Origin of the sequence: Micromonospora sp. NBC_00860, assembly GCF_045207375.1 — a bacterium.
Taxonomy (GTDB): domain Bacteria; phylum Actinomycetota; class Actinomycetes; order Mycobacteriales; family Micromonosporaceae; genus Micromonospora; species Micromonospora vinacea.
This window is the reverse complement of sequence record NZ_CP108825.1, coordinates 3,510,580-3,533,703: the sequence shown is the minus strand read 5'-3', so window position 1 is coordinate 3,533,703 and position 23,124 is coordinate 3,510,580. Positions and strand designations below refer to the sequence as shown.

The following is a 23,124-nucleotide window of genomic DNA, read 5'->3' as shown; positions in this document are numbered from 1 at the left end:
CCACGTCACCCACCGCCCGTCCCGACGCTGCCCACCCGCCAGGCCGTGCGCCCTCGCCAAGATCTGGACAACTTCTCTGAAACTGCTGCCTCCCGGCACGTTGAGGCAGCAGTTTCAGGGAACATGCGCGGATCTTGCCGCGCTGCCGCGTTGCCGCGCGCCGGCCGGCCACACCGGCGCCTTGACCGCAGGTGGTGCCCGGTTTGGGGGTGGCCGGGGCGCCGGTGTACTGTTGTCGAGTCGACCAGGCTGTCTCCGCGTGCGAGCAGACAGCCTTGAAAGCGGAGCGCCTGCTCCCACCCGAGTCGCCGCTACGGTGGCCGGGTCCGGTCACCGGTTTCGGGCATGTCCCGGAGCCGGATGCGCGATCCTTGTGATCGTGCTGACCGGTCGAGCGGGCCCTGGCATGCGCCGGGGCCTTCTGCTTTTCGGGTCGGTTCCCTCCTGGGAGCCGCAGGGGTCGGCGACTGAGCAGAAACGACTCGAGGAGGCCCCATCAGCGTCGAACCACGCGTGAACGAGCAGATCCGGGCACGTGAGGTCCGACTGGTCGGCCCAGAGGGTGAGCAGGTGGGCATCGTCCCGCTGGAGCGCGCTCTTCAGCTGGCCGCGGACGTCGATCTGGACCTGGTCGAGGTTGCGCCGATGGCGCGCCCGCCGGTGTGCAAGCTCATGGACTTCGGCAAGTTCAAGTACGAGAGTGCACTCAAGGCGCGCGAAGCGCGGCGTAATCAGCAGCAGACCGTCATCAAGGAAATGAAGCTTCGACCGAAGATCGACCCGCACGACTACGAGACCAAGAAGGGTCACGTGGTGCGGTTCCTCAAGGCGGGCGACAAGGTCAAGGTGACGATCATGTTCCGCGGTCGCGAGCAGAGCCGCCCGGAGCTGGGTTACCGGCTCCTGCGCCGGCTCGAGTCCGAGATCACGGACCTGGGATACGTCGAGGCCGCTCCGAAGCAGGACGGCCGAAACATGATTATGGTTCTCGCCCCGCATCGGGCCGTCAAGGCCTCCGCGGTCGCCGCTACGGCGTCTCGCGGTGCACCTCGGGACCGGGCGGACGAGTCCGCTCCGGCAGCCGATGAGACCGCGGCGGTCGGCGAGACCGCAGCAGCCGGTGACACCGGCCTCGCCGCCGACACCAGCGGCGAGTAACAGGGGAGAAGACGTTCCACATGCCGAAGATGAAGAGCCACACGGGTATGGGTAAGCGGGTCAAGGTGACCGGCAAGGGCAAGATCGTTGCCCAGCAGGCCGGCCTCCGCCACAACCTGGAGAAGAAGCCCTCCACCCAGACCCGCCGGCTGACCGGCACGGTCGTGCTGGCCAAGGCCGACGTCAAGCGCATCAAGAAGCTGCTCGGCCGCTGACGCGCGCCACCTTTACGTAATAAGGAGTTGAGATGGCACGCGTCAAGCGGGCTGTAAACGCCCAGAAGAAGCGTCGTACCCTGCTGGAGACCGCGAGCGGTTACCGTGGTCAGCGCTCCCGCCTGTACCGCAAGGCCAAGGAGCAGGTGCTGCACTCGATGCAGTACGCCTACCGGGACCGTCGCGACCGCAAGGGCGACTTCCGGCAGCTGTGGATTCAGCGGATCAACGCAGGCGCCCGGGCCAACGGGATGACCTACAACCGTCTGATCCAGGGCCTGCGTCTGGCCGGCATCGAGGTCGACCGCAAGATCCTGGCCGACATGGCTGTCAACGACGCCGCCTCTTTCGCGGCGATCGTCGAGCTGGCCCGGGCCGCGGTCGCGGCCGAGGGCACCGGCGGCGCGGCGGCTCAGGCCGCCTGATCCCCACGCACCAGAGCGAGGCGTCTCCCGTGTCGGCACCGCCGTCCGGGGGGCGCCTCAATCGTGTCGGAGGAACGCACACCATGGCCTTCACCCCGCGTACCCCCAGGGTTGTCGCCGCCCGCCGCCTGCAACGCCGCCGGGACCGCGACATCACCGGCCGTTTCCTGGCCGAGGGCCCGCAGGCGGTCCGCGAGGCCCTCGCGCGGCCGGGGGTGGTCACCGAACTGTTCGGTACGACCACCGCGCTCGACCGGTATCCGGAGTTGGCCGCCACGGCGGCCCGCGCAGACGTGCCGGTCTCCGAGGTGACCGACGATGCCATCGCGGCGCTTGCCGAGACCGTCGCCCCGCAGGGCCTCGTCGCCGTCTGCCGGCACCTCGACGTGTCGCTGGAGCAGGCCCTCGCGGGTGCGCCCCGGCTGGTGGCGGTGCTCGCCGAGATCCGCGACCCGGGCAACGCCGGCACGGTGCTGCGCACCGCCGACGCGGCCGGCGCGGGTGCGGTGATCTTCGCCGGAGACGCCGTCGACCCGTACAACGGTAAGTGTGTGCGGGCCTCGGCCGGCAGCCTCTTCCACGTCGACGTGGTGCGCGCCACCGACCCGGTCGCGGTGGTCGAGGCGCTGCGCGCCGCCGGGTTGTCGATCTTCGCCACCACGGGGTACGGCGACAGCGACCTGGACGACCTGACCGACTACGGCCGGCTCGTCGGGCCCACCGCCTGGTTGTTCGGCTCCGAGGCGCACGGGCTGCCCGAGGAGTTGACCGCCGCCGCCGACGCCCGCGTGCGGGTGCCGCTGTACGGGCGCGCGGAGAGCCTGAACCTGGCTGCCGCCGCAGCGGTCTGCCTGTACGCTTCAGCGAGAGCGCAGCGCTGAGGGTGATTGCCTCCGGCGCGACTGACAGCAGGGGAGAGCGTCCGTCCATGAACGCGACACGGCGTTCGTTTAGCCAGCCCGCCGGTATCGGCGGGCGGCGGGCCTGACCTGCTCCCTGCACAACTCCTACCGGCGGGCTGCGGCACAGCCGCGCGTCCGTAGACTCGCCTAGCCGCCCCGGTGAGGGCTGGCGCCGCCGTGAGGGAGTGCCCGTACGCCATGAGCTACCGCAACGATCCGTACGACCCGAAGCAGGTCGCCCTGCTCGACCCCGCCGCCCTGGACGAGGCCGTCGCGGACGCCACGAAGGCGTTCACAGCGGCCGCCGACCCGGACGCGCTGACCGCGCTGCGCTCGGTGCACCTGGGTGACCGGTCACCGGTCTCCCTCGCGCGCCGGGAGATCGGGGCGCTGCCGCCGGCCGCGAAGTCCGACGCCGGCAAGCGGGTCAACGAGGCCCGCCGGGCGATCGAGACCGCGTACGCCGACCGCGCCGAAGTGCTGGAGCGCGAGCAGGCCGAGCGGGTGCTGGTCGAGGAGCGGGTGGACGTCACCCTGCCCTACGACCGGCGTCCACGTGGCGCTCGGCACCCGTTGAGCACCCTGATGGAGTCGATCAGCGACCTCTTCGTCGGGATGGGCTACGAGGTGGCCGAGGGGCCCGAGGTCGACCTGGAGTGGGTCAACTTCGACGCGTTGAACATCCCCGCCGACCACCCGGCGCGCGGGTTGATGGACACCTTCCACATCGCACCCGAGGGCTCCGGCCTTGTTCTCCGCACGCACACCTCGACGGTGCAGACCCGCACGATGCTCAGCCGCAAGCCGCCGATCTACGTGATCGTGCCCGGCCGCGTCTACCGCACCGACGAGATCGACGCCACCCACAGCCCGGTGTTCCACCAGGCCGAGGGTCTGGTGGTCGACAAGGGCATCACGATGGCGCACCTGCGGGGCACGCTTGACCACTTCGCCCGGGCGATGTTCGGTCCGGAGGCGAAGACCCGGTGGCGGCCGCACTACTTCCCGTTCACCGAGCCGTCGGCGGAGTTCGACGTGTGGTTCCCGGAGCACCGTGACGGCCCACAGTGGGTCGAGTGGGGTGGCTGCGGCATGGTCAACCCGCGGGTGCTGCGCGCCTGCGGCGTCGACCCGGAGGTCTACTCCGGATTCGCCTTCGGCATGGGCATCGACCGGACCCTGATGGTCCGGCACGGGGTCAGCGACATCCGCCATCTCTTCGAGGGCGACGTGCGGTTCAGCCGCGCGCTCGGGACCGGGGCGTAGGCGATGCGGGTACGAGACACGGGAACGGTGGTCTGAAGTCATGCGAGTTTCTGTCAGTTGGCTGCGGGAGTACGTCGACCTCCCCGCCGACCTGCCCACCGGTGACCTGGAGCAGGCCCTGGTCGACCTCGGCATCGAGGTTGAGTCCGTGGTGGACCTGGCCGAGACCGTCACCGGCCAGTTGGTCGTCGGTGAGGTCCGCGAGATCGAGGAGCTCACCGGCTTCAAGAAGCCGATCCGGTTCTGCCGGGTCGACGTGGGTGCCGCCAACGGCACCGGCGAACCGCAGGAGATCGTCTGCGGGGCCCGTAACTTCGCCCCGGGCGACCGGGTGGTGGTGATCCTGCCCGGCGGCGTGCTGCCCGGCGGCTTCGCGATCGGCGCCCGCAAGACGTACGGGCACAACTCGGCGGGCATGATCTGCTCGGCCAAGGAGCTGGGCCTGGGCGACGACCACTCCGGCATCATCGTGCTGGGGCCGGACGTGACGGCGAAGCCCGGCGACGACGCGCGCCCGGTGGTCGGTCTCGACGACGTCGTGCTCGATCTGGAGATCACCCCCGACCGGGGGTACGCGCTGAGCCTGCGTGGCCTGGCCCGGGAGTTGTCGCACGCGTTCGACGTGCCGCTGCGCGACCCGGCCCTGGCGCCGGCCCCGGGCGGCACCGAGACGCCGGCGTACCCGGTGGAGGTTCGTGACACTGTCGGCTGCGACCGGTTCACGGCCCGCCTGGTCCGTGGGGTAGACCCGACCGCGCCCACGCCGTCCTGGATGCAGCAGCGGCTCGTCACCGCTGGCATCCGCAGCATCTCGCTGCCCGTCGACATCACCAACTACGTGATGTTGGAGCTGGGTCAGCCGATGCACGCCTTCGACGCCGACCGGATCGCCGGGCCGCTGGTGGTCCGCCGCGCCGAGGCGGGGGAGAAGCTGACCACCCTCGACGGCGTCAACCGGGTGCTCACCAGCGACGACATGGTCATCTGCGACGACACGGGGCCGATCTCGCTCGCGGCGGTGATGGGCGGCGAGACCAGCGAGGTCGTCGCCGGCACCACCACGGTGCTCTTCGAGGCGGCGCACTGGGATCCGGCGATGGTCGGGCGCACCGCCCGCCGGCACAAGCTGTTCAGCGAGGCCGCGAAGCGTTGGGAGCGGGGCGTCGACCCGGCCGTGGCGCTGGTCGCGCTGGAGCGTGCCGTGCGGCTGCTCACCGAGCACGGCGGGGGCACGCCGAGCGCGGAAATCCTGGACATCGACCACGTTCGGCCGCGTGCCCCGATCAGCCTTCCGGCGGACCTGCCGACCCGGCGGGTCGGTGTGGAGTACCCGCCGGCGTGGGTGGTCGCCCTGCTGGAGCGGGTGGGCTGCACCGTCGCGCAGGGCGCGGACCGGCTGTCCGAGGACCCGGGAGCGGTCGGCGTGGCCAGCGGCGTCGGGACGGTCCTGAGCGTCACCCCGCCGACCTGGCGGCCCGACCTGACCGACCCGGCCGACCTGGTCGAGGAGGTGGTCCGCCTCGACGGGTACGACAAGGTTCCCTCGGTGCTGCCGACCGCGCCTCCGGGGCGCGGTCTGACCCCCCGGCAGCGTCGCCGCCGGGCCGTCGCCTGGTCGCTGGCCGAGCGGGGGTACGTGGAGGTGCTCGCGCACCCGTTCGTGTCGCCGGAACTGGCCGACCAGCTCGGCCTGCCGGCCGACGACACGCGTCGGCCCGCGGTGCGGCTGGCCAACCCACTGTCCGAGGAGGAGCCGCTGCTGCGCACCACGCTGCTCGGCCCGCTGCTCGGCATCCTCAAGCGCAACCTCGGCCGGGGTCACCGCGACCTCGCCCTCTACGAGATCGGTGCGGTCTTCCACCCGCGCGTCGGCGCCGGCAGCCCGCCGGCGATGGGCGTGGACCGGCGCCCCACCGACGAGGAGTTCGCAGCCGCCGACGCGGTGGTGCCGGCGCAGCCGGTGCACGTCGCGGTGGTGCTCTCCGGCGACCTCGACCCGGCCGGCTGGTGGGGGCCGGGTCGACCGGCCGGCTGGGCGGACGCGATCGAGGCGGCCCGTGACGTGTTGGCCGCCGCCGGGATCCCCGACGAGCGGGTCGAGGTGCGCGCCGCCGAGTACGCCCCGTGGCACCCGGGTCGCTGCGCCGAGCTGCGGGTCGACGGCTCGGTCGTCGGCCACGCCGGCGAGCTGCACCCGACGGTGGTCGCGACGCTGGAGCTGCCCCGCCGCACCAGCGCGATGGAGCTGAACCTCGACGCGCTGCCGGCGACCCCTGTGACGCCCGCGCCGACGGTCTCCGGCTTCCCGCCGGCGCTGATCGACGTGGCCCTGGTGGTGGACGACTCGGTGCCGGCGGAGCAGGTGCGCCGGGCGCTGGAGGCGGGCGCCGGTGAGCTGCTGGAGGACGTGCGGCTGTTCGACGTGTACTCCGGCGCGCAGCTCGGCGAGGGTCGCCGGTCGCTGGCGTACAAGCTCACCTTCCGCGCACCGGACCGGACGCTCACCGTCGAGGAGGCGGTAGCGGCACGGGACGCGGCGGTCGCCGTCGCGGCGGAGCGCCTGGGCGCCACCCTGCGCGGCGCGTAACGGGTGCCACTGCCCCAACCCCGCGATCTCTTAATCCGCGGGCTGGGGGGTTCGAGTCGCTGGCGAGGCACTGCGATCAAGGGCCCTGGCCTGGTGATTTCTCACCAGGCCAGGGCCTTTAAAAGCGGTGGATTGAATACGACACCCCGTTACGGAGGTTCTCGTCGGTAGCTATTCAATGGATGAACGTGAAGCGATTGAGGTGATGTCAAAGGTCATCTGGCAATTCGTAGACCGAGCAGGGGATGATCTGCTTACGTTATTGGGTGATATTTCTCCCTCGAGATGGATGGGAATCCTACTGATCCGGCCGCGTGGACGGAGTGGCTGGAATGTGTTCGGGTGACCCTGGACAAGTGACGCCGCACGGAAGCCCGTTCTCAATGTCAGGGCACCGGCAGTTAATGCCGTGACCGGGGAGCTTAAGAGAAGTCTCGTAACTCCGAGCGCGGTTCGCAGCCGGATGCGATCCTGGGGGCATGGCGGGCCAGGCCAGACGACGCCGAGGTGGCATACATGCGGGAGGTCACCGAGGTCGAAGGTGATCTCGACGACGAGGGGGGTAAGCATCGTTCCCCCGTCGTGAGAGGCGGGAACGGGAGTCAGGTGATGTCGACCACGCTGAGACCGGGCTCCGCACACCGTCGCTTCGTGTTGGCATACGCCTTAACACGCGACGCGCGCGCCGTAGCCCTTCCCACGGCCCGCATCCACCGGTGAGGTCCGCCCCCGGTTACCCCCGCCGGTCGCAGCGGCCGAGGGGCTCTGAGAAGAGATCTGCCTCGGAACCTGACATTTTCCTGGCCTGCGTCGTCATATTGGTGAGGGCGGCGACCGGTGGCCCGGGACGGAGTGAAAAATGAAGGTTTTCATCGCTGGTGGGCGCGGCCGTGTCGGCTCCCCCCTTGCTGACAAGCTGGAGGCCAGGGGCATCGAGGTGGTCTCGGGAGGACTTGATGACGGGATCGACGTGATCTCTGGCGAGGGGCTCGCCGAGGCCCTCGTCGGAGTCGACACCATCGTGAACGTCCTGAACACCCCGCGTTTTGATGCGGAGGGGGCCATTTCGTTCTTCGAGGGAGCGATCAACAATCTGAATGCGGAGGGCAAGCGGGCAGGTGTGCGTCATCACGTCCTGCTCTCCATCGTCGGCGTCGGACAAGGAGACGCGTCTGAGATTGGGTACTACCTCGGCAAGGTAGCGCAGGAGAAGGCCGCACGGTCCGGTTCGATCCCCGCAACCATCATCCGAGCCACTCAGTTCCAGAGCTACATTCCCATCCTCATTGACCAGCACACTGTCGATGGAAAGGTTTTCGCTCCCAGGTCGTTCATCCAGCCCGTCGAGCTGGACGAGGTCATCGAGCTGCTCGCCGAGGCTGCCACGACATTGGAGCCGGGAAGCGAGGTCGAGATCGCTGGACCCGACCGCTTCTACCACGATGACCTCTTCCGTGCCACGCTGGCTGATCACGGAGACGACCGCGAGGTTGTGACCGTGGACGCGGAAGGGGCACCCGATGCCATGGTTCCACGTGGCGCTCACCGGGTAGGCACTGTGAGGTACCCCATTTCAGGAATCCCCTTCGTCTGAAACCCGAAATAAGAGGACGATGGAACGCTCGGCTGGCAGATGATAGTTGAGGCATGCCGCGCTTAGGTCGGAAAGGGTGCCCCATGTCGGAAGATTTTCCTGCCGAATCCGTAGGGTTTGGAGGAGGCGAGCGTGATGAATCGCGGATTCTCGATTCCGTCGCGGCCGAGCGACGCCGTTTGATGTCGCTGGCTTTTCGTATGATGGGCACCCTGGCCGACGCTGAAGATGTGGTGCAAGAGACGTATGTCAGATGGTACCGCCTTGAGGCCGAGGAACGTGAAGCGATTGCCACGCCCGCTGCGTGGTTGATGCGAGTTGCGAGCCGGATCTCACTCGACATGCTGGGCTCCGCGCGGGCACGACGGGAGACGTACGTCGGACAATGGCTACCGGAGCCAGTCCCATCTGACCTTTTTGCGGACGCAGCAAAGGGGCCAATGAGTTCCAGTCATATCGCCGCCGACCCGCTCGATCGCGTTTCCCTCGATGAAACGGTCAGTATGGCTTTGTTGACGGTCCTCGAGTCTATGACCCCAGCGGAGCGAGTGACGTTCGTACTGCATGATGTATTCGGCGTGCCGTTTGGCGAGATTGCTAGTGTTGTAGGCCGTTCACCAGGAGCCGTAAGGCAATTGGCGACGTCCGCACGTCGGCACGTTCGAGGAGAAAGGCGAGCACAAGTTTCTCCTCAACAGCATGATGAAGTTGTTCGGGCATTCCGCGACGCAACGGTTGGAGGGGATATTAAAGACCTGTTGCGCGTGTTGGCCCCAGACGTCGAACTGCGAGTAGATGGGGGCGGATTCGTCAATGCCGCACCTCAGGTTATCCGTGGTTCGGATCATGTAGCGCGGTGGCTCATGGGAGTGATGCGTAAGCAACCCGCTCTCCGTTTTGAGCGACGAGACACGGCTGACGGTCTCGGATACATGCTTAGAAATGAGGAGCGTCGATATGGGGTGGCCACTTTTGGCGTCAGTGCTGAATGTGTCACGAACGTGTGGCTGATGCTTAATCCGCTGAAACTGACGAATTGGTCATTCGACTAAGGGATCGCAGATCATTAACACGTAGTTTTGATCTTGTTGTCCTCGCCGGTCTGTGCCTGGAACCGGTCCTGGAGGGCGGCGAGGGTCGCGGGTGGGGTTGTCGCCGGTGGGATGGTGATGCGTGTGCCGCGAGCAGTCGCCGGTTCTTCAGGAGGGTGCGGTGCATAGCCGGTCAGCCTGTTCCTCTACCTGGCCAGTCTGCTTCATGACGCTATCGACGACCTGCACAAGCTCAACCCCACCACCACCGGTTGCGCCAGCGACATGTTCGATCGGTTCCTCGGCTGGCCGCCCGACACACCCGCTCCTACCGGATGGCTGAGACCGGCTCTCCGCAGCCTGATGAGCCAGGAACATGAACGGCTCCCGCTCGAGGGATTCGGACTACATCATCATGCAGAGCAGTGTATGAACTTGCAGTCCTGTGTCGTCCTTGTTAATCTTCGCTGCATAGTCATGCGGAGGTGAGTATGGGGATCCGAGTCGCGGTCGCCGGAGCGAGCGGGTACGCCGGGGGTGAGCTGCTGCGCCTGATCGCCGGGCACCCGGAGTTCGACCTGGTCGCCGCCACGGCGCACAGCCAGGCCGGGCACCGCGTCGACGTGGTGCACCCGCAGCTCACCGGGCTCGACCTGGTGCTCGGCGAGACCGATCCGGCCACCCTGGCCGACGCGGACCTGGTCTTCCTGGCCCTACCGCACGGCCAGTCGGCGGCCCTCGCGGCCCAGCTTCCGGCCGAGGTGCGCATCGTCGACCTGGGCGCCGACCACCGGCTCGCCGACCCGTACGCCTGGGCGCAGTACTACGGCGGCACGCACGCCGGGCAGTGGACCTACGGCCTGCCGGAGCTGCCCGGTCAGCGGGAGCTGATCGCCGGCGCCACCCGGGTGGCGAACACCGGCTGCTACGCCGCCGCGATCACGCTGGCGCTCGCGCCGCTGATCGCCGACGGCGCGGCGAACCCCGCCGACGTGGTGGTGGTCGCCGCCTCCGGCACCTCCGGCGCCGGCCGGGCGGCGAAGCCGCACCTGTTGGCCAGCGAGGTGATGGGCGACCTGTCGCCGTACCGGGTGGGAACCCACCAGCACGTCCCGGAAATCAAGCAGGCCACCGGCGCTACCGGCCTGTCATTCACCCCGGTCCTGGCACCCATGCCGCGCGGCATCCTGGCCACTGTCACCGCGCTGCCGGCGCGCGGCGTCGACCCGCAGGAGGTGCTGGCGCGGGCGTACGCGGACGCGCCGTTCGTGCACGTGCTGCCGGAGGGCCGCTGGCCGCACACCGCCGCCACCCTGGGCTCCAACTCGTGCCACCTGCAGGCCACCGTCGACGTCGACTCGGGCCGTCTGATCGTGCTCAGCGCGTTGGACAACCTGGGCAAGGGCGCCGCCGGTCAGGCCGTACAGAACGCCAACCTGATGCTCGGCCTGCCGGAGACGACGGGCCTGTCGATCTGGGGGACCGCACCATGAGTGTCACCACCCCGCGGGGGTTCCGGGCGGCCGGTGTGGCCGCCGGCCTGAAGACCAGCGGCGGCGCGGACGTCGCCCTGGTGGTCAACGACGGTCCGGACGCCGGCGTGGCCGGCGTCTTCACCACCAACCGGGTCAAGGCCGCGCCGGTGCTCTGGAGCCAGCAGGTCGTGCAGGGCGGTGTGGTCCGCGCCGTGGTGCTCAACTCCGGTGGCGCCAACGCCTGCACCGGCCCGGCCGGTTTCCAGGACACGCACGCCACCGCCGAGCACACCGCCGCCGCGTTGACCTCGGTCAGCCCACGGTTGATCCTCGGTGCCGGTGAGGTCGCGGTCTGCTCGACCGGCCTGATCGGTGAGCGGCTGCCGATGCCGAAACTGCTGCCGGGCGTCCGCTCGGCGATCCGCGGGCTGTCCCGTGACGGTGGCCCGGCCGCCGCCGAGGCGATCATGACCACGGACACCCGGCCGAAGACCACTGTGGCCCGGGGGAGCGGCTGGACGGTCGGCGGCATGGCCAAGGGCTCCGGGATGCTCGCGCCGGGGATGGCCACCATGCTGTGCGTGCTGACCACCGACGCGGTGGCCGGGCCGGCGACGTTGGACGAGGCGTTGCGCGCGGCGACCCGGGTCACCTTCGACCGGGTCGACTCCGACGGTTGCATGTCCACCAACGACACGGTGCTGCTGCTGTCCAGCGGCGCGAGCGGCATCGAGCCGACGCCGGCCGAGCTGGCCGCCGCTGTCACTGCGGCCTGTCACGACCTGGCCCAGCAGTTGGTGGCCGACGCCGAGGGCGCCACCAAGCAGGTCGCCATCGACGTGGTCGGCGCGGCGGACGAGGACGAGGCGGTCGAGGTGGGCCGTACGGTGGCCCGCAACAACCTGGTCAAGACGGCGCTGTTCGGCAACGACCCCAACTGGGGTCGGATCCTCGCCGCCGTCGGCACGACCGCCGCCGCGTTCGAGCCGGACGAGGTGGACGTGGCGGTCAACGGGGTGTGGGTGTGCCGGGGCGGCGCCGCCGCCGAGGACCGCTCGAAGGTCGACCTGACCGGGCGGGACGTGACCATCCGGATCGACCTGCACGCGGGTACGTCGGCCGCCACGATCTGGACCAACGACCTGTCCCACGCGTATGTCCACGAGAACTCGGCGTACTCAACGTGAGCGCGAGGAACGCAGCGCAGCGGAGTCCCGCAGTCGCGAACGAAAGGCCAGCGACGTGAGCGCGAGGAACGCAGCGCAGCGGAGTCCCGCAGTCGCGAACGAAAGGCCGGCGCGGTGAGTCTCAGCAGCGATCTGGCTCGCGCCCAGGTCAAGGCGGAGACGCTGATCGAGGCGCTGCCCTGGTTGGCGCGTTTCTCCGGCTCGACGGTCGTGGTGAAGTACGGCGGCAACGCGATGACCGATCCGGAGTTGCAGCGGGCGTTCGCGGCCGACATGGTCTTCCTGCGCTACGCCGGCCTGAAGCCCGTGGTGGTGCACGGCGGTGGTCCGCAGATCTCCGCGATGCTGGGTCGCCTCGGCATCGCCAGCGAGTTCCGGGGTGGTCTGCGGGTGACCAGCGCCGAGGCGATGGACGTGGTCCGGATGGTGCTGGTCGGTCAGGTGGGCCGGGAACTGGTGGGTTTGATCAACTCGCACGGTCCGTACGCCGTCGGTCTCTCCGGGGAGGACGCCCGGCTGTTCACCGCGGTGCGCCGTCCGGCGTACGTGGACGGGGTGCCGGTCGACGTGGGCCAGGTCGGGGACGTCGAGTCGGTCGACGTGTCAGCGGTGACCGACCTGATCGATGCCGGCCGGATCCCGGTGATCTCCACGGTGGCGCCGGACGCGGACGGGGTGTTGCACAACCTCAACGCGGACACCGCCGCCGCGGCGCTGGCCATCGCGTTGCGGGCCCGCAAGCTGGTGGTGCTCACCGACGTGGCCGGGCTGTACGCCGACTGGCCGGACACCACCAGCCTCGTCTCCGAGATCGCCGCGGACGACCTGGCCAAGCTGCTGCCCAGCCTGGAGTCGGGCATGGTGCCGAAGATGGAGGCCTGCCTGCGGGCGGTGCGTGGGGGAGTGCCCGCCGCGCACGTCGTCGACGGCCGGGTGGCGCACTCGACGTTGCTTGAGGTGTTCACCTCGGAAGGGTTCGGAACGATGGTGGTGCCGGGAGACGGGACGGACGAGACATGAGCACGTTGGCGCAGCGGTGGAAGCAGTCCATGATGGACAACTACGGCACGCCGCCGATGGCGTTGGTCGCCGGCGCCGGTGCGGTGGTGGTCGACGACGCCGGTCGGGAGTACCTCGACCTGGTGGGTGGCATCGCGGTCAACGCCCTCGGTCACGCCCACCCGGCGGTGGTGGCGGCGGTGTCGAAGCAGGTCGCGACCCTCGGCCACGTCTCCAACCTCTATGTGGCCGAGCCGCCGGTGGCCCTCGCCGAGCTGCTGTTGGCGCTCGCCGGCCGACCGGGCCGGGTGTTCTTCGCCAACTCGGGCGCGGAGGCCAACGAGGCGGCGTTCAAGCTGTCCCGGCGCACCGGCCGTACCCACGTGGTGGCCACCAGGGGCGGCTTCCACGGCCGCACCATGGGTGCCCTCGCGTTGACCGGCCAACCGGCGAAGGCCGATCCGTTCCGGCCGCTGCCGGGCGAGGTGACCCACGTCGACTACGGCGATGTCGCGGCCCTCGAAGCCGCAGTCTCCGACGCCACCGCCATGGTGATCCTGGAACCCATCCAGGGTGAGAACGGCGTGCTCGTTCCGCCGGCCGGCTACCTCGCCGCGGCCCGGCGGATCACCGCCCGGCACGGCGCGCTGCTGGTCCTCGACGAGGTGCAGACCGGCATCGGGCGTACCGGGCACTGGTTCGCCCACCAGGCCGAGGGCGTGGAGCCGGATGTGGTCACCCTGGCCAAGGGGCTCGGTGGCGGGCTGCCCATCGGCGCCACGCTGGCCTTCGGCCCCGCCGCGGACCTGCTCACCCCCGGCTCGCACGGCACCACGTTCGGCGGCAACCCGGTCAGCTGCGCGGCGGCGCTCGCCGTGGTGGCGACCATCGCCAACGAGGGCCTTCTCGACAACGTCAAGCGGGTCGGTGAGCGGCTGCGTCGCGGCATCGAGGCGCTGGACCACCCGCTCATCGCCGAGGTACGCGGCGCCGGTCTGCTGCTCGGCGTGGCGCTCACCGCGCCGGTGTCGTCGGTGCTGGCCGAGGCGCTGCGGGAGGCCGGCTTCCTGGTCAACCCGGTGCAGCCGGGTGCGATCCGGCTGGCGCCGCCGCTGATCCTCACCGCCGCCCAGGCGGACACCTTCCTCGCGGCCCTACCCGCCGCCCTGGACGCGACGGCCGTTGCCGCCGCCGGAACCGACGCAGATCTTGGAGGGAAAGCGCCCCTCCAGGGGTCGAAATCTTCCAAGATCTCGACGCCGACACCCACGACCACGACGGGGACGACTCGATGACCCGGCACTTCCTTCGCGATGACGACCTCTCGCCCGCCGAACAGTCAGCGGTCCTCGACCTGGCGGCACGGATGAAGGCGGACCGGTTCGGCCACCGGCCGTTGGTCGGCCCCCGCTCGGTGGCGGTGCTCTTCGACAAGCAGAGCCTGCGGACCAGGATCTCGTTCGACGCCGGGATCGCCGAGTTGGGCGGCCACCCCCTCGTGGTGGACACGCAGGTCACCCACTTCGGTCGCGGTGAGGCCCTCGCCGACGCGGGTCGGGTGCTGTCCCGCTACGTCGCGGCGATCGTGCTGCGGACCCACGGTGACGAGCGGATCGCCGAGGTGGCGGCGGGCGCCACCGTGCCCGTGGTCAACGCGCTCACCGACGGTTTCCACCCGTGCCAGCTGCTGGCCGACCTGCTCACCATCAGGGAGCGGTGCGGCGGCACGACCGGCCGCACCCTTGCGTACGTGGGGGACGGCGCGAACAACATGGCGCAGTCGTACCTGCTGGCCGGGGCGACCGCCGGGATGCACGTGCGGATCGCCGGCCCGGCCGGGTTCGCGCCGGACGCGGCAGTGGTGGAGCAGGCCGCCCAGATCGCGGCGGAGACCGGCGGGTCGGTGCGGGTGCTGACCGACCCGGCCCAGGCGGTACGCGACGCCGACGTGCTGGCCACCGACACCTGGACGTCGATGGGGCAGGAGTCCGACGGGTTGGACCGGATCACCCCGTTCCTGCCATACCAGGTCAACAAGGAGCTGCTCGGGCAGGCGGCACCGGACGCGATAGTGCTGCACTGCCTGCCCGCACACCGCGGCGAGGAGATCACCGACGAGGTGCTCGACGGCCCGCAGAGCGCGGTCTTCGACCAGGCGGAGAACCGGCTGCACGCGCAGAAGGCGCTGCTGACGTTCCTGCTGGGAACCGCGACGGGGGGCGCCGCGACCGGCGACGCCGCCACCGGGGGCCCGCGATGACCGCACCGCTGACCCGCGCGGCCCGGCACGCCCGGATCGTGGAGCTGATCCGCGACCGGGCGATCCGGTCGCAGACCGAGCTGGCCGACCTGCTCGCCGCCGACGGCGTCGGAGTCACCCAGGCCACCCTCTCGCGGGACCTGGAGGAGTTGGGCGCGGTCAAGGTGCGCGGCGGCGACGGCCCGGCCGTCTACCTGATCCCCGAGGATGGGCAGCGACCGTTGCGCGACGCCGAGGCCGCACCGGCCCGGCTGGTACGGCTGCTGCGCGAACTGCTCAACGGGGTCGACTCCAGTGGCAACATCGCCGTCCTGCGGACACCGCCGGGCGCAGCCCAGTACCTGGCCAGCGCGTTGGACCGGGCGGGCCTGCCCGAGATCGTCGGCACCATCGCCGGTGACGACACCATCCTCGTCGTGGCCCGGGAGGCCGTCGGCGGGGCCGCCCTCGGGGACAAACTCGCCGGCTGGGCCCGCCGGGACGACACCGTTGAAGGGAACACCACGTCATGACCGAACGGGTCGTGCTCGCGTACTCCGGGGGGTTGGACACCTCCGTCGCCATTCCGTACCTGTCCGAGCAGACCGGCGCCGAGGTGATCGCTGTCTCTGTCGACGTCGGGCAGGGCGGCGAGGACCTCGACGCCATCCGGCAGCGCGCCCTGGACTGCGGTGCCGCCGAGTCCGAGGTGGTGGACGCGCGCGACGAGTTCGCCGCCGACTACTGCCTGCCGGCCATCCGCGCCAACGCCCTCTACATGGACCGCTACCCCCTGGTGTCGGCGCTGTCCCGGCCGCTGATCGTCAAGCACCTGGTGGCCGCGGCGCGCAAGCACGGCGGCACGATCGTGTCGCACGGCTGCACCGGCAAGGGCAACGACCAGGTCCGGTTCGAGGTGGGCCTGAACGCGCTCGCCCCCGACCTGAAGATCATCGCGCCGGCCCGGGACTTCGCCTGGACCCGCGACAAGGCGATCGCCTTCGCCGAGGAGAAGGGGCTGCCGATCGACGTGTCGGCCAGGTCGCCCTACTCGATCGACCAGAACCTGTGGGGCCGCGCGGTGGAGACCGGCTTCCTGGAGGACATCTGGAACGCCCCCGTCGAGGACCTCTACTCGTACACCGCCGATCCGACGCAGGAGCGCGATCCCGACGAGATCGTGCTCACCTTCGACGGCGGCGTCCCGGTGGCGATCGACGGTGAGACGGTCACTCCGTACCAGGCGATCCTGGAGCTGAACCGGCGCGCCGGCGCTCAGGGCGTGGGCCGGCTCGACATGGTCGAGGACCGCCTGGTCGGCATCAAGAGCCGCGAGGTGTACGAGGCGCCCGGCGCGATCGCGCTGATCACCGCCCACCAGGAGTTGGAGGCGGTGACAGTCGAGCGGGACCTGGCCCGGTTCAAGAGGGGCGTCGACCAGCGCTGGGGCGAACTCGTCTACGACGGGCTGTGGTTCTCGCCGCTGAAGGCGTCGCTGGACGCGTTCATCGACGACGCGCAGCGGCACGTGAGCGGCGAGGTACGGATGATCCTGCACGGCGGCCGGGCCACGGTGACCGGCCGGCGCTCCGAGGCGAGCCTCTACGACTTCGGGATGGCCACCTACGACACCGGCGACACTTTCGACCAGTCCCTGGCGAAGGGCTTCGTGCAGCTGTGGGGGTTGCCGAGTCGGATGGCCGCCGCTCGGGACGCCCGGCTGGGAGGCCACTGACCATGGGGACCACAATGGGCGGGGTGGACGACAAGAGCCTGACCGAGAACAGCGCCGCTACCAACCGGACGAGCCTCTGGGGTGGCCGGTTCGCGGGCGGCCCCGCCGAGGCGCTCGCCCGACTGTCGGTGAGCGTGCAGTTCGACTGGCGCCTGGCCCCGTACGACATCGCGGGTTCCCGGGCGCACGCCCGGGTCCTCGCCGGCGCCGGCCTGCTCGATCCGGAGGAGTTGGGCCGGATGCTGGCGGCGCTGGACGACCTGGAGGCCGCCTGCGCCTCCGGAACGTTCCGCCCCACCATCGACGACGAGGACGTGCACACCGCGCTGGAGCGCGGTCTGCTGGAGCGTCTCGGCAGCCTCGGTGGCAAGCTGCGCGCCGGCCGGTCCCGCAACGACCAGGTCGCCACCGACCTGCGGCTCTACCTGCGCGACCACGCCCGGGGCGTGGCCAGCCGCCTGGTGGAGCTGGCGGAGGCGCTGGTCGAGCAGGCCGAGCGGCACATCGACACCGCCGCGCCGGGTATGACCCACCTTCAGCACGCCCAGCCGGTCACCTTCGGGCACTGGCTGCTGGCCCACGTGCAGCCGCTGCTGCGTGACCTGGAGCGGCTGCGCGACTGGGACCACCGGGCGGCGATCAGTCCGCTCGGCGCGGGTGCCCTGGCCGGTTCCGGGCTCCCGCTGGACCCGGTGGCGGTGGCCAAGGAGCTGGGCTTCCGTACGTCGTTCGCCAACTCGATGGACGCCGTCGCCGACCGGGACTTCGTGGCCGAGTTCCTCTTCACCACCGCCCTGATCGGGGTGCACCTGTCCCGGCTCGGCGAGGAGGTGGTGCTCTGGACCTCGCACGAGTTCGGCTGGGTGGAGCTGGACGACTCGTTCGCCACCGGCTCGTCGATCATGCCGCAGAAGAAGAACGCGGACATCGCCGAGCTGGCCCGGGGCAAGTCCGGGCGTCTGGTCGGCGGCCTGATGACAGTGCTCACCATGCTCAAGGGCCTGCCGATGACCTACGACCGGGACATGCAGGAGGACAAGGAGCCGGCCTTCGACGCTGTCGACACCCTGGAGCTGCTGCTTCCGGCCCTGGCGGGAATGATCTCCACGATGACGGTCCGGGTGGACCGCCTGGTCGCCGCCGCCCCGGTCGGCTTCTCCCTCGCCACCGAGGTCGCCGACTGGCTGGTCCGACGCAACGTGCCGTTCCGCGACGCGCACGAGATCACCGGCCAGTTGGTGGCGCTCTGCGCCGCTCGGGAGTGCGAGCTGAACGACGTCTCCGACGCGGACCTGGTCGCGATCAGCGGGCACCTCGACCCGTCGGTGCGGGACGTGCTCTCGGTCCGTTCGGCTCTCGCCGCCCGGACCACCCCCGGCTCCACCGGCCCCGGCCCGGTCGCCGACCAGCTCGCCGCCGCTGCGGACCGGCTGGCCAGCTGGCGGGAGTGGGCCGCCGAGCCTGTCGTTCCGCGCTGAGCTGTGCCGTGGCGTCGGCGCTGGCCGCCGGCGCCGCGGCGGTTCAGGCCGTCGGGCGCTCCCGCTTGGGGAGCTTGGCCACCACCATGTCGTACGACGAGTCGACCGCCTCGGTCAGCTCCTCGTCGTCGATCCCGCCGTCCAGGCGCAGCGTGTTCCACCCGGACCTGCCGATGTAGGGCATCACGCTGGCGTCGTCCGGGTGCCGGTGCAGCCACTCGTCGGCCACCTCCCGGGTCGGCCCGCACTTGATGCCGACCGTCGGTTTGCCCCCGGCGCTGCCGAGGAACGCGAAGATCCGGCCGCCGACCTTCACCACCTCGTCGCCCTCCCACGGTTGGTCCAGCCACGCTCCCGGCTTGGCCAGGCAGTACGCCAACATCTCCGCGCGCTCCATGGGTGCCTCCTCGTCGTGCGCACAGTGTGCCCGGCCGGCAGCAGTCTTAGGCGCGGCGTGCCGATCCGGGCATCGGCCCGCTCTCTCGGCGCGGCCCGGCCTGGCCCGGCTGGCCCTCGCCTGGCAAGATCGTGCTCGATCCTGGATCTAGGGGCCTCGGCCGAGGTTGAGGCCCCTACTTCCACGTTTGAGCACGATCTTGCACGTACGAGCGGGGTCGTCAAGCGGTCCGCTCGGACGAAGGGGCGGCGACCCGCGACGATCCGTCAGTTGGGCCAATTCCTTACCGCTTGTCCGACCTCAGGGTCGATCTCGTCGAGCATCGCGAGAACGTCCGGTCGGGTCAGCTCCGGGCCCCGGGACAACTCACACAGGCGTTGGAAGGCTGCCGGCCCATGCCTGTCCCACAGCCGCCGGGCGACAATGATCAGTCCGAGTTGGAACCAGATGTAGTTGGCCACGCCGTTGAGCCCGTGGCCGTCTGCCGGCTCCCGGATGCGGGCAAGCGCGCGTATCGGCCACTGCACCGGTGCCGACCAGCAGGCCGCCGCCGCGTCGAGGATCGGCAGCATCTCCGTCTCGGCTTCCGAGAGGTAGCCGACCATGCCGACGTTCGCGATCAACTCCCGGAGCCAGAGGTTGCCCGGGTCTCGCCAGCCCGCGAAGTCGTGCGAGAGATGGCTCATCTCGTGGGCCACGAACAGGTCGTTCAGCGGGGCGAGATCGATCGGGTCGCCGAAGCGGGCATTCAACTGTCCCTTGACCTGCTGCGGCAGCTCCGGGATGACGTTGTCCAGAAAAGCGTCCCACATGGGAGCAGGTTCCTGGTTGATCACCATTCGGTCGCGGGCCACGTGCACCACGCCGTAGATCGGGAAGATGGCGACCTTCGCCCAGTCCTGCGGACCGACCACGAAGAGCGGCGGTGTCGGCGGGGCGCCGACCGTCTCGGACAACCAGGAAGCCACCTGTTGGGCGCGCTGCGCGACGAGCACACCCCGCTCGGCCCCGCCCGGACTGACATGGACGGGGAATGGAAATCCGGTGACCTCGTGCAGTCCGCTGAGGTCCGGAGCGGGCCACTCAGGCCGCTGCGGCGGTGTCTCGCCGGCTTTCGTGCTCATGTCCTACCAATCGTCAGGACGCTCGGGGTCGGTGAACGGCTCACGAGCGCGATGTCGTCACGGGTGTGGTCTCCGGCCGCCAGATCCAGCTCCGGCTAGGGCGGCGAACCTGGTCAGGTCAGCTGGTGACATGCGGTGCTCCGGTCAAGGGTTGGACTCACTCGCACGAGGGCTCATCGAATCCGCCGGGTGGCGGCAGGGGAGCGGGTCGGCGTCCCAGCGGGATCGGGACAGCGAGCCGGACGCCAGACCGGGCGCGGTGTGCGGGCGGCGTGGCGGTAGGGACCAGGGTCGGCCCACGGCTCGGGTCATGGACGGGTGAGGCCCCTGATGAGATCCGCCGCCCGTTCGGCCACGGCCAGCACAGTCGCGTGCGTGTTGGCTGCCGGGATGGAGGGCATGACGGACGCGTCGGCGATACGCAACCCGGTGACTCCTCTGACCCGCAACTCCTCGTCGACCACAGAGGTCGGGTCCGACCCCATCCGGCAGGAGCCGACCGGGTGCCAGTAGACGACGAGGCTCTCCCGGATGTATTGGCCCAGGGTCGCGTCATGGTTGATCGGTCCTGGGACCACCTCCTCCCCTCGCCACGGAGCGAGCGCCGGTGCCGCACCGATCTGACGGGCCGCGCGCAGTCCCCCGATCATGGCGTCGAGGTCGCGGGGGTCGGCGTAGCAGTTGGGGTCGAGCAGCAGGGGTGCCTCCGGGTTGGGGCCTGACAGGCGGATCGTGCCGCGGCTGCGTGGGTTCATCAGCGAGACGAGGAAGGAGTATCCGCGGCCGTATTCGACCTGCGGAGCCAACGGCGACAGCGGCGCCTCGCTGAGGATGAGCTGCACGTCGGGCACGGCCAGGGCGGGGTCGCTGCGTAGGCGTACACCAACCTCGGCGTGGTTTCCGGCGCTGCCGGGAACCTCTCGCGAGGAGGTGTAGGTGACGGTGGTGGTGGGGTGGTCGTGGTAGTTCGCGCCGACCTCGGGCGCGTCCACCAGCACGTCGACGCCGACCTCGCGCAGATGCTCCTTGGGGCCGATCCCGGAGAGCATCAGGAGCTGTGCTGAGCCGATCGTGCCCGCCGTCAACACCACCTCACCGGAGCACTGCGCCGATTTCGTCGCGCCCGCGACGGTGTAGTCGACGCCGACGCACCGGTTACCGTCGAAGACAAGCCGGTGGACCAGTGCGTCCGTCACCACGTGGAGGTTCGGCCGGTGCAGGATCGGCCGGAGATAGGCGTCGGCGGCGGTCTGGCGTACGCCGTCGACGATGTTGAGGTCGAACAGGCCCACTCCGTCCTCCAGTCCGTTGGAGAAGTCGACGGCACGCGGGTGTCCCGCCTCCACGGCTGCTTCTCCTGCCGCCTCCATCAGCGGGTGCACGGAAGCCGCAGGAGCTACCTGCATCGGGCCCTCCTGGCCGCGGATGGCCGCGTTCCTGTCCCGCGTCCGCTCGGTGCGCTGGAAGTACGGCAGCAGGTCGTCGTAGCCCCAGCCGTCCGCGCCCGCCGCCGACCAGGCGTCGTAGCTCGACCGGTGGGCGCGGAGGAAGATCATGCCGTTGATGGCGGAGGAGCCGCCGAGCCCGCGGCCCCGTGGCTGCAGGATCGTCGCGCCGGTCTGCGCGTGGGGCACCGAAACGTCACCCCAGTTGGCGGGCGAGTTCATGAGGGCGGGCCACGCCGCCGGTACGGCGCTCAGGGCCGGCAATTCCCTGCTCCCGGCCTCCAGGAGCAGTACCCGCACGGAGAGGCGTACGGACAGCCGCGCCGCGATCACCGATCCGGCCGAGCCACCGCCGACCACGATGTAGTCATAACCAGGCATGATGAATCCTCTTTCAGGTGCAATGGTGTCGGGTTGTCTGTGGTGCCGGTCGGGTCGGCGCGCTCGGCTAGCGGATGCCGGCAGTGATGCCCTGGGCGGAAACCGCGCGGGCGGGTAGCCGGCCCGCCGGGTTCGACACCGGGCCCCGGGGGCCCGCGGATGTGTCCTCGACGTCCCCTCCCGAGCGGTCAGCGCTCCGGGCGGACCGGCGGAACAGGATCCAGAAGCCGGCCGCGGCGACCGCACCGACGGCGGCGCAGAGGGACCAGAGGACGTGTCCGCCCCAGTGGTCCAGCACCAGTCCGCCCAGAAGGGGCGCCAGGACCGACGCCACGGAGGCGCTCAGGCTGTAGACGCCCTGGTAGCGGCCTCGGGCCTGCGTGGGCGCCAGGTCACCCACGGCGGCCGACGACGCGGGGGCGTACAGGATCTCGCCCAGGGTCCAGATCACCACGCACAGCGCAGAGAAGATCAACGAGGTGCCAGCGAGGCCGGTCAGGCCGAATCCCGCACCGAGCAGGACCGCGCTGAACGTCAGCACCAGAGCCAGGCCGAGTTTGCGCCCCTTCACCAGGGCGGTGACGGGGATCTGCAGCAGGACGATGACAATGCCGTTCAAGGCGATGATCAACCCGTACGCCTGGGTGCTGATCCCGCGTCCGGCCATGTCGACCGGAAGGATGCTCCACCCCTGGAACATCATCAGCCACACGCCGAGGGCGAGCAGACAGAACGTCATGAACCGGGAGTCTCGGAACACCTGCCGAGAACTTGGCACCTGCGTGCCCGAGGAGGCGGTGTCGGCACGCTCGGGCCGGGTCTCCGGCAGCCGGACCCACATGACCACGGCGCAGATCAAGGTCGTGACGGCGTCGCCGAGGAAGATCCAGAGATAACCCTCGTGTACGAGATAACCGGCAACGACCGCCGAGAACCCGAAACCGATGTTGACGGCCCAGTAGTTGACCGAGAAGGCACGGACGCGGTCCTTCTGCGGGACAATATCCACGATCATTGCCTGTACCGCAGGCCGTGACGCGCTCACACCGAGCCCCATGAAGAACACCAGAACAGCGATAGTCGCCCCGTTCGGGGTGAAGCCCATGATCGCGGTCGACACGGCGGCGAGGAATTGGGCGCCGGCCATCGTCGGGCGTCGGCCGATTCGGTCGCTCAGCTCACCGCCGATCAAGGATCCGGCGACGGACCCGATGCCGAAGGTTGCCAGCACGAGCCCGGCGGTGGTGGCCGAATACCCGAGTTCGGTCGTCAGGTAGATCCCGAGGAACGGATAGACGAAGGTGGCCATCCGGTTCACCAGGGTGGCGCTCCACAGCACCCAAAATCCGCCGGGAAACCCGGTCATGCTGCGGTAGAGCGAGCGAAACATCCTCATGGGCGGGTTTTCTCCAAGACTCAGGAGTCAGGGGTCGGGAAGGGGCGCTATCGATGATCACAGCCGGCAAAGGGTGCGGCATCGGGAGAA

General features: G+C 70.0%; 20 protein-coding genes and 1 pseudogene. 17 read left to right on the top strand and 4 right to left on the bottom strand.

Annotation, left to right across the window (positions count from 1 at the left end; genetic code table 11):
- Nucleotides 1-513: 513 nt before the first annotated feature.
- The 17 genes and pseudogenes from infC to argH all read left to right on the top strand — a co-directional run bounded on the left by infC (nucleotide 514) and on the right by argH (nucleotide 18,291).
- Complete coding sequence (gene infC / locus OH804_RS16165; RefSeq protein ID WP_196922341.1) at nucleotides 514-1,158, top strand: translation initiation factor IF-3; 645 nt, start codon at nucleotides 514-516, stop codon at nucleotides 1,156-1,158.
- Nucleotides 1,159-1,178: 20 nt separating this feature from the next.
- Nucleotides 1,179-1,373 carry a 50S ribosomal protein L35 gene (gene rpmI / locus OH804_RS16160; RefSeq protein WP_007458415.1) on the top strand — a complete coding sequence of 65 codons (195 nt, stop codon included), beginning with the start codon at nucleotides 1,179-1,181 and terminating at the stop codon, nucleotides 1,371-1,373.
- Between the two features lie 32 nt (nucleotides 1,374-1,405).
- Nucleotides 1,406-1,798 (top strand): 50S ribosomal protein L20, encoded by a 393-nt coding sequence (gene rplT, locus OH804_RS16155; protein WP_091087503.1) that lies wholly within the window; start codon nucleotides 1,406-1,408, stop codon nucleotides 1,796-1,798.
- 83 nt (nucleotides 1,799-1,881) lie between these two features.
- The gene (locus OH804_RS16150) at nucleotides 1,882-2,679 is read left to right on the top strand and encodes a TrmH family RNA methyltransferase (protein WP_406066175.1); all 798 of its coding nucleotides are present in this window, start codon (nucleotides 1,882-1,884) and stop codon (nucleotides 2,677-2,679) included.
- Between the two features lie 219 nt (nucleotides 2,680-2,898).
- Nucleotides 2,899-3,966, top strand: coding sequence for a phenylalanine--tRNA ligase subunit alpha (pheS, locus tag OH804_RS16145; RefSeq protein WP_196922343.1), 1,068 nt, complete (start codon nucleotides 2,899-2,901; stop codon nucleotides 3,964-3,966).
- A 40-nt stretch (nucleotides 3,967-4,006) separates the two neighbouring features.
- Nucleotides 4,007-6,553 carry a phenylalanine--tRNA ligase subunit beta gene (pheT, locus tag OH804_RS16140; RefSeq protein ID WP_406066173.1) on the top strand — a complete coding sequence of 849 codons (2,547 nt, stop codon included), beginning with the start codon at nucleotides 4,007-4,009 and terminating at the stop codon, nucleotides 6,551-6,553.
- Between the two features lie 859 nt (nucleotides 6,554-7,412).
- Nucleotides 7,413-8,147: an SDR family oxidoreductase gene (locus OH804_RS16135; RefSeq protein WP_406066170.1), complete on the top strand. Its 735-nt coding sequence runs from the start codon at nucleotides 7,413-7,415 to the stop codon at nucleotides 8,145-8,147.
- A gap of 83 nt (nucleotides 8,148-8,230) precedes the next feature.
- On the top strand, nucleotides 8,231-9,199 hold the full coding sequence (sigJ, locus tag OH804_RS16130; protein WP_406066168.1) for an RNA polymerase sigma factor SigJ: 969 nt from the start codon (nucleotides 8,231-8,233) through the stop codon (nucleotides 9,197-9,199).
- 168 nt (nucleotides 9,200-9,367) lie between these two features.
- A pseudogene (locus OH804_RS16125) lies at nucleotides 9,368-9,558 on the top strand (hypothetical protein); the annotation flags it as partial.
- A gap of 111 nt (nucleotides 9,559-9,669) precedes the next feature.
- Entirely contained in the window at nucleotides 9,670-10,671 is a 1,002-nt protein-coding gene (gene argC / locus OH804_RS16120; protein ID WP_406066166.1) for an N-acetyl-gamma-glutamyl-phosphate reductase, read from the top strand.
- A complete protein-coding gene (gene argJ, locus OH804_RS16115; protein ID WP_196922346.1) occupies nucleotides 10,668-11,840 on the top strand; it encodes a bifunctional glutamate N-acetyltransferase/amino-acid acetyltransferase ArgJ in 1,173 nt (390 codons plus the stop codon). Before argC ends, argJ begins: the two co-directional genes overlap by 4 nt.
- A gap of 114 nt (nucleotides 11,841-11,954) precedes the next feature.
- Nucleotides 11,955-12,860 (top strand): acetylglutamate kinase, encoded by a 906-nt coding sequence (gene argB, locus OH804_RS16110; protein WP_196922347.1) that lies wholly within the window; start codon nucleotides 11,955-11,957, stop codon nucleotides 12,858-12,860.
- Nucleotides 12,857-14,134 carry an acetylornithine transaminase gene (locus OH804_RS16105; protein WP_406066163.1) on the top strand — a complete coding sequence of 426 codons (1,278 nt, stop codon included), beginning with the start codon at nucleotides 12,857-12,859 and terminating at the stop codon, nucleotides 14,132-14,134. The genes argB and OH804_RS16105 overlap by 4 nt, the downstream gene beginning before the upstream one ends.
- On the top strand, nucleotides 14,131-15,099 hold the full coding sequence (gene argF / locus OH804_RS16100; RefSeq protein ID WP_196922349.1) for an ornithine carbamoyltransferase: 969 nt from the start codon (nucleotides 14,131-14,133) through the stop codon (nucleotides 15,097-15,099). The genes OH804_RS16105 and argF overlap by 4 nt, the downstream gene beginning before the upstream one ends.
- Nucleotides 15,096-15,611: an arginine repressor gene (locus tag OH804_RS16095; RefSeq protein WP_196922350.1), complete on the top strand. Its 516-nt coding sequence runs from the start codon at nucleotides 15,096-15,098 to the stop codon at nucleotides 15,609-15,611. The genes argF and OH804_RS16095 overlap by 4 nt, the downstream gene beginning before the upstream one ends.
- A complete protein-coding gene (locus OH804_RS16090; protein WP_406066160.1) occupies nucleotides 15,608-16,813 on the top strand; it encodes an argininosuccinate synthase in 1,206 nt (401 codons plus the stop codon). Before OH804_RS16095 ends, OH804_RS16090 begins: the two co-directional genes overlap by 4 nt.
- A gap of 14 nt (nucleotides 16,814-16,827) precedes the next feature.
- Nucleotides 16,828-18,291: an argininosuccinate lyase gene (argH, locus tag OH804_RS16085; RefSeq protein ID WP_196924888.1), complete on the top strand. Its 1,464-nt coding sequence runs from the start codon at nucleotides 16,828-16,830 to the stop codon at nucleotides 18,289-18,291.
- Between the two features lie 43 nt (nucleotides 18,292-18,334).
- On the opposite strand, the gene OH804_RS16080 is transcribed toward argH, so the two are convergent.
- The 4 genes from OH804_RS16080 to OH804_RS16065 form a co-directional block, all read right to left on the bottom strand.
- Nucleotides 18,335-18,688 carry an MmcQ/YjbR family DNA-binding protein gene (locus tag OH804_RS16080; RefSeq protein WP_196922352.1) on the bottom strand — a complete coding sequence of 118 codons (354 nt, stop codon included), beginning with the start codon at nucleotides 18,686-18,688 and terminating at the stop codon, nucleotides 18,335-18,337.
- Between the two features lie 266 nt (nucleotides 18,689-18,954).
- Nucleotides 18,955-19,812 carry a hypothetical protein gene (locus tag OH804_RS16075; protein WP_406066158.1) on the bottom strand — a complete coding sequence of 286 codons (858 nt, stop codon included), beginning with the start codon at nucleotides 19,810-19,812 and terminating at the stop codon, nucleotides 18,955-18,957.
- A gap of 308 nt (nucleotides 19,813-20,120) precedes the next feature.
- Complete coding sequence (locus tag OH804_RS16070; protein WP_406066156.1) at nucleotides 20,121-21,638, bottom strand: GMC family oxidoreductase; 1,518 nt, start codon at nucleotides 21,636-21,638, stop codon at nucleotides 20,121-20,123.
- 67 nt (nucleotides 21,639-21,705) lie between these two features.
- Complete coding sequence (locus OH804_RS16065; RefSeq protein ID WP_406066154.1) at nucleotides 21,706-23,034, bottom strand: MDR family MFS transporter; 1,329 nt, start codon at nucleotides 23,032-23,034, stop codon at nucleotides 21,706-21,708.
- Between the last annotated feature and the right edge of the window lie 90 nt (nucleotides 23,035-23,124).